The organism is Sandarakinorhabdus sp. (assembly GCF_041689835.1).
Lineage (GTDB): Bacteria > Pseudomonadota > Alphaproteobacteria > Sphingomonadales > Sphingomonadaceae > Sandarakinorhabdus.
In genome coordinates this window covers 1-12,432 of sequence record NZ_JBDNFM010000242.1, presented here as the reverse complement: position 1 = coordinate 12,432, position 12,432 = coordinate 1, and the positions used below count along the sequence as shown (strand labels likewise).

The 12,432-nt window shown below is 65.0% G+C and carries 11 protein-coding genes and 1 pseudogene; 7 read left to right on the top strand and 5 right to left on the bottom strand.

Features of this window, described 5'->3' with window-relative positions; all coding sequences use genetic code 11:
- Positions 1 to 144 precede the first annotated feature (144 nt).
- Positions 145 to 1,401: a transcription termination factor Rho gene (rho, locus tag ACESL8_RS12635; RefSeq protein WP_372919401.1), complete on the top strand. Its 1,257-nt coding sequence runs from the start codon at positions 145 to 147 to the stop codon at positions 1,399 to 1,401.
- Between the two features lie 400 nt (positions 1,402 to 1,801).
- A complete protein-coding gene (locus tag ACESL8_RS12630) occupies positions 1,802 to 2,233 on the top strand; it encodes a hypothetical protein (RefSeq protein WP_372919399.1) in 432 nt (143 codons plus the stop codon).
- Positions 2,234 to 2,258: 25 nt separating this feature from the next.
- On the opposite strand, the gene ACESL8_RS12625 is transcribed toward ACESL8_RS12630, so the two are convergent.
- Positions 2,259 to 2,819, bottom strand: coding sequence for a TlpA family protein disulfide reductase (locus ACESL8_RS12625; RefSeq protein ID WP_372919397.1), 561 nt, complete (start codon positions 2,817 to 2,819; stop codon positions 2,259 to 2,261).
- Between the two features lie 219 nt (positions 2,820 to 3,038).
- Between ACESL8_RS12625 and argH the strand changes: the two genes are divergently transcribed.
- From argH to ACESL8_RS12600, 5 genes and pseudogenes are all read left to right on the top strand, one after another.
- Positions 3,039 to 4,403, top strand: a complete 1,365-nt coding sequence (argH, locus tag ACESL8_RS12620) for an argininosuccinate lyase (protein WP_372919403.1) — start codon at positions 3,039 to 3,041, stop codon at positions 4,401 to 4,403.
- On the top strand, positions 4,403 to 4,645 hold the full coding sequence (locus ACESL8_RS12615; protein ID WP_372919395.1) for a hypothetical protein: 243 nt from the start codon (positions 4,403 to 4,405) through the stop codon (positions 4,643 to 4,645). The genes argH and ACESL8_RS12615 overlap by 1 nt, the downstream gene beginning before the upstream one ends.
- A gap of 9 nt (positions 4,646 to 4,654) precedes the next feature.
- Positions 4,655 to 5,920: pseudogene (gene lysA, locus ACESL8_RS12610) on the top strand (diaminopimelate decarboxylase).
- Positions 5,921 to 5,924: 4 nt separating this feature from the next.
- The gene (locus ACESL8_RS12605; protein WP_372919393.1) at positions 5,925 to 7,202 is read left to right on the top strand and encodes an MFS transporter; all 1,278 of its coding nucleotides are present in this window, start codon (positions 5,925 to 5,927) and stop codon (positions 7,200 to 7,202) included.
- Entirely contained in the window at positions 7,199 to 9,370 is a 2,172-nt protein-coding gene (locus tag ACESL8_RS12600; RefSeq protein WP_372919391.1) for a penicillin acylase family protein, read from the top strand. The genes ACESL8_RS12605 and ACESL8_RS12600 overlap by 4 nt, the downstream gene beginning before the upstream one ends.
- Before the next feature lie 67 nt (positions 9,371 to 9,437).
- On the opposite strand, the gene ACESL8_RS12595 is transcribed toward ACESL8_RS12600, so the two are convergent.
- From ACESL8_RS12595 to rapZ, 4 genes are all read right to left on the bottom strand, one after another.
- Entirely contained in the window at positions 9,438 to 10,937 is a 1,500-nt protein-coding gene (locus ACESL8_RS12595; protein ID WP_372919389.1) for a M28 family peptidase, read from the bottom strand.
- 78 nt (positions 10,938 to 11,015) lie between these two features.
- Entirely contained in the window at positions 11,016 to 11,294 is a 279-nt protein-coding gene (locus tag ACESL8_RS12590; protein WP_372919387.1) for an HPr family phosphocarrier protein, read from the bottom strand.
- A complete protein-coding gene (locus tag ACESL8_RS12585; protein WP_372919385.1) occupies positions 11,291 to 11,692 on the bottom strand; it encodes a PTS sugar transporter subunit IIA in 402 nt (133 codons plus the stop codon). Before ACESL8_RS12585 ends, ACESL8_RS12590 begins: the two co-directional genes overlap by 4 nt.
- Positions 11,689 to 12,432 (bottom strand): RNase adapter RapZ (rapZ, locus tag ACESL8_RS12580; RefSeq protein ID WP_372919383.1); only part of this gene is annotated, 744 nt, incomplete at its 5' end. The genes rapZ and ACESL8_RS12585, both read right to left, overlap by 4 nt.

The following is a 12,432-nucleotide window of genomic DNA, read 5'->3' as shown; positions in this document are numbered from 1 at the left end:
TGCTCAGAGTTTTCTTGCGTCCGCCGCCCGGCGGGCTTATTCACAGTCTCGCTCGCGCCCGTCCTGGTGTGCGGCAGGCTTCACATCATCATCGCTGCGCCTTGCGAGCCACGGGTTCGCCGCCGCGAAGCCGAAAGACCGACAATGCATCTGCAAGAACTCAAGAAAACGCCGCCGGCCGAACTTGTTGCCATGGCCGAGGAAATGGGCGTTGAAAACGCCTCCACCCTGCGCAAACAGGAAATCATCTTCGGCATCCTCAAGGCCGCCGCCGAAGCCGGCACCGAAGTCATGGGTTCCGGCACCATCGAAGTGATGCCCGATGGCTTTGGCTTCCTACGCTCGGCGCAGTCCAGTTACCTGGCCGGGCCGGATGATATCTATGTCAATCCGCAGATCCTGCGCCGTTTTGGCTTGCGCACCGGGGACACGGTGGATGGCGAGATTCGCGGGCCGCAGAACGGCGAACGCTATTTCGCCATGAACCGGGTGACGGCGATCAATTTTGACGATCCCGAAGCCGTGCGCCACCGCGTCGCCTTCGACAATCTCACCCCGCTTTATCCGGACGAAAAGCTCAACCTCGACAGCGGCGATCCCACCGCCAAGGACAAGACCGGCCGGGTGATCGACATTGTCGCCCCGCTCGGCAAGGGCCAGCGCTGCCTGATCGTCGCGCCGCCGCGCGTCGGCAAGACGATCATGATGCAGAACATCGCCAAGGCGATCAGCAAAAATCACCCCGAATGCTATCTGATGGTGCTGCTGATCGACGAGCGTCCGGAAGAAGTCACCGACATGCAGCGCACGGTGAAGGGCGAGGTGATTTCCTCCACCTTCGACGAGCCGGCAACCCGCCACGTACAAGTGGCTGAAATGGTGATCGAAAAGGCCAAACGCCTGGTCGAGCACAAGCGCGATGTGGTGATCCTGCTCGACAACATCACCCGCCTGGGCCGCGCCTACAACACGGTCGTCCCCAGTTCCGGCAAGGTGCTGACCGGCGGTGTGGACGCCAACGCCCTGCAGCGCCCCAAGCGCTTTTTCGGTGCGGCGCGCAACATCGAGGAAGGCGGCAGCCTCACCATCATCTCCACGTCGCTGATCGACACCGGCAGCCGCATGGATGAAGTGATTTTCGAAGAGTTCAAGGGCACCGGCAACAGCGAAATCGTGCTGGACCGCAAGATCGCCGACAAGCGCGTGTTCCCCGCCATCGACATCGGCAAGAGCGGCACCCGCAAGGAAGAGCTGTTGGTGGACAAGGACACGCTCACCAAGATGTGGGTGCTGCGCCGCATCCTGATGCAGATGGGTTCAACGGATGCGATCGAGTTCCTGATGGACAAGATGAAGGATTCGGCGACGAACGCGGATTTCTTTGCGGCGATGAACAAGTAAGCGGGCGCGTGGATAGCGCTTGCTATCCACCGACTCCGCGAACGCACGGACGGCGAGCGAAAAAGGCGGCCCCCACAGGCCGCCTTTTTTGACTCGTCCGACGGCGTGGCTCCGCCACGCTCTTCCTTTCCTATTACTTGACGCCCCAAGCGGAGTCGTCGGCTCTGCCGCCGCCCGCGCCCCCAAGCGCCAACCCAACTCCATTTGACTTCATCGCCCAATAACGAAAGCATGGGCCATGCGCCCGACACTCAGCATTGCCTTGGCCTTCGCGTTGGTCACAACTTCTGCGTGCCGGCAGGCGCCTCAGCCTCCACCCCGGAAATCAGTTTCAGCGCCCTGTCAAGCCGCGGAGGCGTTCGTCAGGCAATGGCTGATCGGGCTTAGCCCGAGGTCATACGTGTTCAGCAACCAGCCGCAGTTGGATTTTCCGGGCCCCAATCCCAAAGATTGGCGGCGATACCGATCCGAGCAGAACGAGAGCATCGGCCCGCCTGCTGATGCGCTTGTCGATGCGGCCGAAGAGTTGGAGCAGAATTCCGCTGGGCGAGGCTGTCCATCGGTGCAAGACCTTCTCTCTGAGCGGCACATTCCGATTGAACAGCCACTCGGCAAGGACGGGCCGCCCCAGCAAAAGGTCGACGATGGCCTGTGGCCTTCCACCATTATTCAGGTATCGCTGCCGGCTATTTCTGCGGACGGCTCGACCGCAGTTTTGATGGCCAGCAGCATTTCTGGACCTGAGGCCGGGGGCGGGTCATTCTATTTGTTGCAGCGCCAACCGAGCGGCGCATGGCAGATCATTGCCACAGCCGGAATCTGGATTTCCTGATTCCGCGCGCGGTAGTGGAGCCCCCTCACCCCACAATCGCCTTCCTTACCTCCGCCGACGCCCAATCCAGCGTGCCAGCCACGCGCCAGATCTCCTTGCCCGCTTCGTCATACAATATCGTCACCGGCAGCCCCTTGGCCTTTACCGCCTCCGCAAAACTCCCCGGCTGATCGAGCCCGGTTTCGATATTCTTGAACTTGTCCTTGCCCCAGAATTTGTCGACCGCCTGCCAGCCTTCCATGTCCTGCGAAATCGGCAGCACCATCACCGGCACGTCGCCGGCTAGCGTGTCGAGCGCCGGCATTTCCGCAATGCACGGCGCGCACCAGGTTGCCCACAGATTGACCAGCATCCGCATGCCCTGATGATCGGCCAGCTTCTGCTTGGTGCCGCCCTTCATTTCCCACACCACCGCCGGGCCGGGTTCGCCGGCGTGGCTGCGGTCGATGGTGTTGATCGGCACTTCGCCGGCTTTTGCAGGGGCGGCGGCCGGCTTTTCGGGCGCAGTCGGCGCGGCCTGGTTGCACCCGGCGAGCGTGAGAGCGGTAAGCAGCAGCAACGTCTTGCGCATATCTTGATCCTTCATCCGTTGCCGCCCCGATAAACAGCGCAGTGGCGACTGCCAAGCCACTGTGGCACGAACGCCAATAAAGGGGACACAGCAATGACGGTCACGCGGCGCGATGCGATCAAACTGGCAGCAGGGGCGGGCGCAGTGGCTGCTGGTTGCGGGGCAAGCGCCAATGGCTTATCGGCGGCGGCCATGAGCAGCGAGACTCCCAAGCCGGCAGATGCGGCCAACAGCCTGTGGGGCGGCCGCTTTGGCGCCGGCCCATCGGCGATCATGCAGGAAATCAACGCCTCCATCGGCGTCGATAAACGCCTGTGGCGGCAGGATATCGCCGGCAGCCGCGCGCATGTGGCGATGTTGGGCAAGCAGGGCATTGTTTCGGCCGCCGATGTCGCCGCGATCGACAAGGGCCTCCAGCAGATCGCCGCCGAATATGAAGCCGGCAAGCTGGTGGAGAACCTGGCGCTGGAGGATATCCATCTGCATGTCGAAACCCGCCTGCGTGAAATCATCGGGCCGGCCGCCGGCCGCCTGCACACCGCCCGCAGCCGCAACGATCAGGTGGCGGTGGATTTCCGCCTGTGGGTGAAAGCCGCCTGCCTTGAAGCCGATGCGGCGTTGAAGGGCCTTACGGCTGCGCTGCTGGCCCGCGCCGAAGAACATGCCGATACGATCCTGCCCGGTTTCACCCATTTGCAGGTGGCGCAGCCGGTGACGCTTGGCCACCATCTGATGGCCTATGCCGAAATGCTGGGCCGCGACCGCGGCCGCTTTGCCGATGCGCTGCGCCGCATGGACGAATGCCCGCTGGGCGCCGCCGCACTGGCCGGCACCAGTTTCCCCATCGACCGCGCGATGACCGCAAAGGCGCTGGGCTTTGCCGGGCCGACGCGCAACAGCCTCGACAGCGTGTCTGATCGCGATTTCGCGCTCGAATATCTGGCCGCCACCCACATGACCGGCCTGCACCTGTCGCGGCTGGCCGAGGAAATGATCATCTGGGCCAGCCAGCCCTTTGGCTTCATCACCCTGCCCGACGCCTGGTCCACCGGCAGCAGCATCATGCCGCAAAAGCGCAACCCTGATGCCGCAGAATTAGTCCGCGCCAAGGCGGGCCACTTCCTGGCCGCATTCACCCGGCTTTCGGTTGTGATGAAGGGGCTGCCCTTGGCTTATTCCAAGGACATGCAGGACGACAAGGTGACGGTGTTTGCCGCGCACGACGATCTGGGCCTGTGCCTCGCGAGCATGACGGGGATGGTGCAGACGGTGACGTTCAACAAGGCAAGGATGCGCGCCGCTGCCGGCAGCGGTTTTTCCACCGCCACCGATCTGGCCGATTGGCTGGTGCGGGTGGGCGGTGTGCCGTTCCGAGAAGCCCATGAAATAACTGGAAAATGCGTGAAGGCCGCGGAAGGCCGGGGCACGGACCTGAACGGCCTGTCCGACGCCGAATTGAGCGCCATCGATCCGCGCATCACCAAGGCGGTGCGTGATGTGCTGAGCGTGGAAGCCAGCGTGGCCAGCCGCACCAGCTTTGGCGGCACCGCGCCGGCCAACGTGCGCAGCGCCATCGCGGCGGCAAGGGCAAAGCTGTGATGGCACGGGGAATCGCCGTCGCAGCTTTGTTGCTGCTTGCGGCCTGCGGCAAGCAGGGCGCGCTGGAACCCTTGGCGGGGCGCGCTGCGCCGCAACGCGCCGAAACGCAAATCCGCGCCGCCACGCCGCAGGAAATGCTCAAGCTTGATCCGCAGGCCGTGCCGCAGCGCGTGGACGACAATCAGGGCCCGCTGAACGAGCGCGGCAACGATCCGTTCAACCTGCCGCCGCGCCGGCCATAACGCCCCGCCATGGACCATTTTCAGTTTCAGGATGGCGTCATGCACGCCGAAGGCATCAGCCTGGAAACGCTGGCGCGCGAAGTCGGCACGCCGTTCTACTGCTATTCCAGCGCCACGATGGAACGCCATTTCACCGTGTTTCAGGCTGCCGTGAGCGGGCTGGGTGACGGCAATCCGCTGGTGGCGTTCGCGGTCAAGGCCAATCCCAATCTGGCGGTGCTGGCGACGCTGGCGCGGCTGGGTGCCGGTGCCGACGTGGTGTCCGGCGGCGAACTGGCGCGCGCGCTGGCGGCCGGCGTCCCGGCAACACGCATCGTGTTTTCCGGCGTTGGCAAGACCCGCGCCGAACTGGCCGCGGGCGTCGATGCCGGCATCCTGCAATTCAATGTCGAATCCGAAGCCGAAATCGACATGCTGGCGGCCGTTGCTGCCGCGAAAGGCGCCGTGGTCGAAATCGCCATCCGCATCAACCCAGCGGTCGATCCCAAAACGATGGCCAAGATTTCCACCGGCGGTGCCGACGCCAAGTTTGGTATCCCGTGGGAACGCCTGCCCGCCGCCTTTGCCCAAGCCGCTGCGCACGCCAGCTTGCGCCCGGTGGGCCTGGCTGCCCACATCGGCAGCCAGCTCACGGATCTTGGTCCGGTGGAAGATGCGATCCGCAAACTGGGCGAACTGGCACGCGAGCTTGAAGCCGCCGGGCACACTATCCGCCGCGTCGATGTTGGCGGCGGACTGGGCGTGCCCTATCGCCGCGACCAGCCGGCCCCGCCCAGCCCAGCCGATTATGCCGCCATGGTGGCCCGCGCCACCGCTGGCTGGCCGTGGCAGCTGATGTTCGAACCGGGCCGCATGATCGTTGGCAATGCCGGCGTGCTGGTATCCGAAGTGATCCTGACCAAGGCCGGCGCGTCCAAGCATTTCATCGTGGTCGACGCCGCCATGAACGATCTGCTGCGCCCGTAGCTTTATGGTGCCTGGCACGACATATTGGCGGTGCGGCAGGGGCCAGCGCGCACCACCGCCACCGTTGTCGGCCCGATTTGCGAGACCGGCGACACTTTTGCCGAAGACCGCGAGATGGAAGATGTGCAGGCCGGCGATCTCGTCGCCTTCATGACCGCTGGTGCTTACGGCGCAACCATGGCCAGCACCTACAACTCGCGGCCGCTGGTGCCCGAAGTGATGGTGAAGGGCGACCAGTGGGCCATCGTTTCGCAGCGCAACCAGCCCGCCGCAATGCTGGCGCTGGATGCGAAGGCTCCATGGCTTTGACAGCGTGGCTGTAAAGCCAGCCCCCGCCAGCCGCATCCTCGCCGCCAGCCTCGTCGGCACGGCGGTTGAATTCTATGATTTCTATATCTACGCCACTGCCGCCGCGCTGGTGTTCGGGCCGCTGTTCTTCCCGTCGGACAACACCGATCTACAGCTGCTGCTCAGCTTTGCCAGCTTTGCCGTCGCCTTCGTTGCACGCCCCATCGGCGCGCTGGTGTTCGGCCATTACGGCGACCGGCTGGGCCGCAAATCCACGCTGGTGGCGTCGTTGCTGCTGATGGGCGGCTCCACCTTTGCCATCACCTTCCTGCCCACCTATGCCGCCATCGGTGTGGCCGCGCCGATCATCCTGTGCGCCCTACGCTTCGGCCAGGGCTTTGGGCTGGGCGGCGAATGGGGCGGCGCGGCGCTGCTGGCGGTGGAAAACGCACCGCCGGGTTGGCGCGGGCGGTACGGCATGTTCCCGCAGCTGGGCGCGCCGGTAGGCTTCATCGCTGCCAATGGCCTGTTCCTGATGCTCGGCCTGTGGCTGGATGATGGCGAATTTCTCAACTGGGGTTGGCGGTTGCCGTTTGCGGGGTCGATTTTGCTGGTCGGCATCGGCCTGTGGGTGCGGCTCACCATCCTTGAAACCCCAGCCTTCGCCGCCATGCTCGCCCACGAAAAGCCGCCCGCCGTGCCGCTGGCCGAACTGGTGCGCCGCCACGGCCGGGCCACACTGTGCGGGATCGCTGCCGCCGTCACCTGCTTTGCCATCTTCTACATCGCAACCGCGTTTGCGCTGGGATACGGCACCACGCAGCTTGGCTACAGCCGCGCTGCCTTCCTGCAACTGCAACTGGGCGCCATCCTGTTCCTCGCCGCCGGCATCTTGATCGCCGGCTGGCTTTCGGATCGCACCAGCCCGGCGCGCGTGCTGATGCTGGGCAGCATCGCCAGCATCGGCGTGGGCGCGGCCATGGGCCCGATGATGCAGGCCGGCACCGGCGGGGTGTTCGCGTTTCTGGCGCTCAGCCTGTTTGTCATGGGCTTTGTCTATGGGCCTTTGGGGGCGTTCCTGCCCGGGCTGTTCCCGGCGCGGGTGCGTTACACCGGGGCCAGCGTGGCCTTCAACATGGGCGGCATCATCGGCGGCGGCCTTACGCCCGTGATCGGGCAGGCGCTGGCCAGCACATATGGCATCGGCGCGGTTGGCTGGTATCTTTCGGGCGCAGCCATCGTCAGCGCCGCCGGCCTTGCGCTCTTGCCGAAGGGAGATGCGGTGACTAGCGTTGCGGCATGATCCTGCGCACCCTTCTCCTCACCGCCCTCCTCGTTACGCCGGCGCTCGCCGCACCTGACAGCGCCCGCTGGGCAAAGCAAAAATCCGCCGTCACCATCACCCGCGATGATTTCGGCATCCCCCACATCAAGGGTAAAACCGACGCGGACGCCGTGTTCGGCATGATTTACGCCCAGGCCGAAGACGATTGGGGCCGCGTCGAAACCAACTTCATCAACGCCCAGGGCCGCCTCGCCGAAACCGAAGGCGAAGCCGCCATCTGGCGCGATCTGCGCATGAAATTGTTCATCGATCCCGCCGAACTGAAGGCGCAATATGCCGCCGCCCCCGGCTGGCTCAAATCGCTGAGCACCGCGTGGGCCGATGCGCTCAACTATTATCTCGCCAGCCACCCGGCCGTGAAACCCCGCGTCATCACCCTTTTTGAACCGTGGATGGCGCTCAGCTTCTCCGAGGGCAGCATCGGCGGCGACATCGAAAGCATCAACCTCGCGCGTCTCGAAAGCTTTTATACCGGCGAGGCGGTGAAACTGTCCGCCATCGATCTGGGCAGCGAACTCGCCGAACCGCTCGGCTCCAACGGCTTCGCGCTCGCCCCCGGCCGCAGCACGAGCGGCGATGCCCTGCTGCTGATCAACCCGCACACCAGCTTTTATTTCCGCTCCGAAGCCAAGGTCGAAAGCGGCCAGGGCCTCGATGCCTACGGCGCCAGCACCTGGGGGCAATTCTTCGTCTATCAGGGCTTCAACCGCAACACCGGCTGGATGCACACATCGTCGGGCGTCGACAATATCGACGAATTTGCGCTCACCGTCGAACGGCGCGGCGGCAAATATCACTATCTGCACGGCACCACATGGCGGCCGCTGGCTGAAAAGCGCATCAGCGTCCCCTTCAAGGCCGCCGATGGCAAAATGAGCAGCCGCAGCTTCACGACCTGGCGTTCGCACCACGGCCCGGTGATCCGCGCCGACAACGGCAAATGGATCGCGGTGGCCCTCATGCATCGGCCGGTGGCGGCGCTCGAACAAAGCTTTCTGCGCACCAAGACCACCGATCTGGCCAGCTATCTGAAGGTCGCGTCGCGCCGCGCCAACTCGTCCAACGCCACGTTGTTTGCCAGCAGCAAGGGCGAGATCGCCTATCTCCACCCGCAATTCGTTCCCGTCCGCGACACCAGGTTCGACTGGCGCAAACCCGTCGACGGCAGCGATCCCGCCACCGATTGGCAGGGCGAACACAGCCTTGATCAACTGCCCAGCGTGATGAACCCCGGCAGCGGTTTTGCCTTCAACGTCAACAACTGGCCGTGGACCGCGGCGGGGCCGGACAGCCCGAAACAGGCGGCGTTTGCGCGCTATATGGACAGCGCCGGCGAAAACCCGCGCGGCCCCAACGCGCTGCGCCTGCTGAGCGGTGACAAGAAATTCGATCTCACCAGCCTGCTCACCGCCGCTTATGATCCCTACCTGCAGGGCTTTGCCGATACGATCCCCGGCGTGGTGAAAGCGTGGGAGGCACTGCCTGCCGCCGATGCGCAAAAAGCCCGTCTGGCAGCGCCCGTCGCCGCGCTGAAGGCCTGGGATTTCCGCAGCGGTGAAGCCTCGGTGCCGACCAGCCTCGCCATGTTCTGGGGGGACGAGATGGTCAAGCGCTTTGGCCCCATCGCCAAGCTCGATGAAGAAGCCATCGTGGCCTATCTCGCCGGCGCCAAGGTGCAGGATGCCGATCGCCTGGCCGCACTCGATGCAGCCGTTGCCAAATTGGCCGGCGATTTCGGCAGCTGGGATGTGCCGTGGGGCGACATCAACCGCTTCCAGCGCCTCACCGGCAACATCACCGCCAGTTATGACGACAAATTGCCTTCAACCCCGATCGGTTTCGCCAGCGGCAACTGGGGCAGCCTCGCCAGCTTTGGCGCGCGGCCGGATGTGGGCACGAAACGCTGGTACGGCAGCTATGGCAACAGCTTCGTCGCCGTGGTGCGCTTCGGCAAGGACGGCCCCGAAGCCCGCGCCGTCCACGCCGGCGGCCTGAACGCGAACCCCGCCAGCCCGCACTTCCGCGACCAGGCCGAACGGTACCGGGCGCATGATTTCCGCAGTGTGTACTTCACCAATGCGCAATTGCAGGGACATGTGGAGAAGACGTACCGACCGGGGGAGTGAAGGGGCGGGTGCACTATCACCTCCCCCCCCCTCGTCATGCCGAACTTGTTTCAGCATGACGAAGGCTTCAAGGGGAAGGCGGTACGCTTTTCACCACCGGCTTTGCCGCGCCATTCGCCGCCGTTTCCACCAGCGCATAGAAAAACCGGTTGAAATCCCGCGCCGCATCGAGGTCCATCGGTGTCGAAATATCGTCCTGCGGGCGGTGGTAACGGCGGTTGTACCAGTCGCGGTAGATTCGCTCTTCCTCGGTGCGCGGGTTGTAAGCGAAAACGAAGTTCACCGCCGGGATGCCGGCTTCCATGAACGGCCAGCTATCGACGCGGCGGATCAGGTTGCGTTCGGGCTCACGGTCTGGGCGGATTTCGATTTTCAGCCCTTCCGCGACCGCCTTTGCCGTATCCGCCAGCGTATTCTGGCCAAGGCCGTGCAGCGTGAGCGCCTTCAGCGGAAACAGCGGGCGCAACTGATCGAGGTTGATCACGCCCACCACTTGCGCCTTGGGCACCGTCGGATGCGCGAGCCACCAGCGCGCACCGAGCAGGCCCTTTTCCTCCGCCGTCCACGCCGCAAACAGCACGGGCCGCGCAAAACCCTTGCCCTTGCGGCGTTCCGCCAGCCGGGCGAGCAGCGCGACATAGCCGGCATCATCCAGAGTGCCGTTGTACAGCCCGTCGACGTTCACCGGTTCGCCAAAACCATAACCATCGATATGCGTGCCGAGCAGCAAAAATTCGGCTGCCTTTGCCTTGTCGGTGCCGGGCAGCAGGCCGATCAATTGCTGGCTGGTGAAGCTGCGCTGCGCCGTGGTCAGCCTGGCTTCGAAACGGCCAGGCAAATCGAAACTTTCGAGATCGCGGTGCAGGCTGGCGTCGGTGAGGATCGCCGCAGCCAATCGCTGCGAGCCGGCAATCAGCCGCGCCAGCGCCGCGCCGTTCACCCGGAATTGCGGCAGGCCGGCTGGTAGCGCCGCGCCAGCGTGCGCCACGGCGCGGGCATAGGCATCGGGCCAGCGCGGCGGCTCCATCGCAAAACCGGCGTCATCAATGGTGAGCAGCGCGGCGGCGCCGGCGGCGGAGACGGCGGCCAGCCGTTCGGCGGCCTGCGCCCGGCCAGCGCGGCGGCTGCCATAGCAAACGGCGATCTTGCCCTTCAATTCCGGGCCGGCCTCAAGCTTGCTGCAATAGCCGGCAAACCGCATCGCGCCCGCCAGCGTCGCCGGCAAATCGGTGGCCGGGCGCGGGGTGATATCGTGCAGGAACTTGAGCGGCGCGGCACTGCCATCGGGCGCAACCACCCGCATGTCCGCCGCGGTTACCGCCACTTCGTGCAGCGGCACCGTCTGCCGGAACGTGCCGCCCTCGCCGGCTGGTTGCAGCCGTGCCGCCTTGAACCAGCGTTCGACCAGATCAATGGCGCGGGCATGGCCGGGGCTGCCAGCATCACGCCCCTCCATCGCATCGCTGCTGAGCTGCGCGGTGTGGGCCAGCCACGCCTTGGTATCGGCATCGGGTTTGGCAAGCGCCGGACCGGCGAGAATGGCGAGAAGCGAAATGAGATGGCGCATGGCAGCAGCATGGCGATTGCGAACGCGTGGGGCAATGCGCGCTGGCGCCGATGGGCGCGCGCGAAACCCCGCCCCCGCTCAATCCTCGCCGAACTTGTCCAGCACCAGGCCTGCCAGCTTGGCCAGCGCAGCTTCGGCATCCGGGCCAGCGGCGCTGATCTCGATACTGTCACCCATGGCGGCCGCGAGCATCATCAGGCCCATGATCGAGGTACCCGTGACCGACGAGCCTTCGTGGCTCACCGTCACTTCGGCATCAAAACTGGACGCCACGGTGACGAATTTCGCACTGGCGCGCGCATGCAGTCCGCGCCGGTTGGTGATCGGCACCGTTACGGGGCCGGCACGTTGGCTCAAGCGGCCTCGCCGAGCATGCGGCTGGCAACGGCAATATATTTGCGCCCGGCATCCTGCGCGGCCTGCACGGCGGCTTCGACAGTGCAATTCTTGCGCACGCTGGCCAGTTTGATCAGCATCGGCAGGTTCACGCCTGCGATCACCTCCACCTGGGCAGCAAGCAGCGAGATGGCAAGGTTGGACGGGGTGCCCCCGAACATGTCGGTGAGGATGATGACACCCTGGCCGTTGTTGCAGCGCGCCACCGCGGCAGCGATATCGGCGCGGCGCAGCTCCATGTCGTCGTCGGCTGCGATGCAGATCGGCTCCACGCACGATTGCGCGCCCACGACATGTTCCATCGCGGCCACGAATTCGGCGGCCAGGCGGCCATGCGTTACCAGTACTAATCCGATCATTGCTCGCCGCCGTCACGCCTTTTTGGCGATTCTGTCAATGGGGGGCCTGCGACCACGGCGGCATCGCCCGCCTGTTTTGTGATGTCACGGTGCACCAGCGCCACATTCTGACCAGCCGCCGCCAGCCGCGCCGCCAGCGCCCGCGCCACTGCAACGCTGCGGTGGCGGCCGCCGGTGCAGCCGATGGCGATGGTGAGATACGCCTTGCCCTCCCGCGCATAGCCGGGGAGCAGCGTGCGGATGAGATCGTCGATCTTGTCCAAGGTGGCAGCATAAAGCGGATCGGCAGCCACAAACGCGGCGACTCCCGGATCCTCCCCGGTGAGGGGGCGCAAGGCCGCATCCCAATGCGGATTGGTGAGGAAGCGCATGTCAAACACCAGATCGGCATCGCGCGGCAGGCCAGCCGAAAAACCGAAGCTGAGGATGGTGACGGTGAGGCCGGGCGAATAACCGCCGCCAAAACGTTCGGCGATGCGGGCGCGCAGATCGGTGACCGACAATTCGGTGGTGTCGATCACCAGATCGGCCCAGCGCTGCAGTGGGCTGAGCAATTCGCGTTCGGCGCGGATGCCGTCGATGGCGGGGCGATCAAGCGCCAGCGGATGACGGCGGCGGGTTTCGGAAAAGCGCCGGATCAGCACATCATCGCTGCATTCCAGACAGATCAGCCGGGCATCGCGGCCGCTATCGCGCCCAGAGTCTTTCAGCGCAGCAACGCGCTGGCCCAGCGCGGCGGC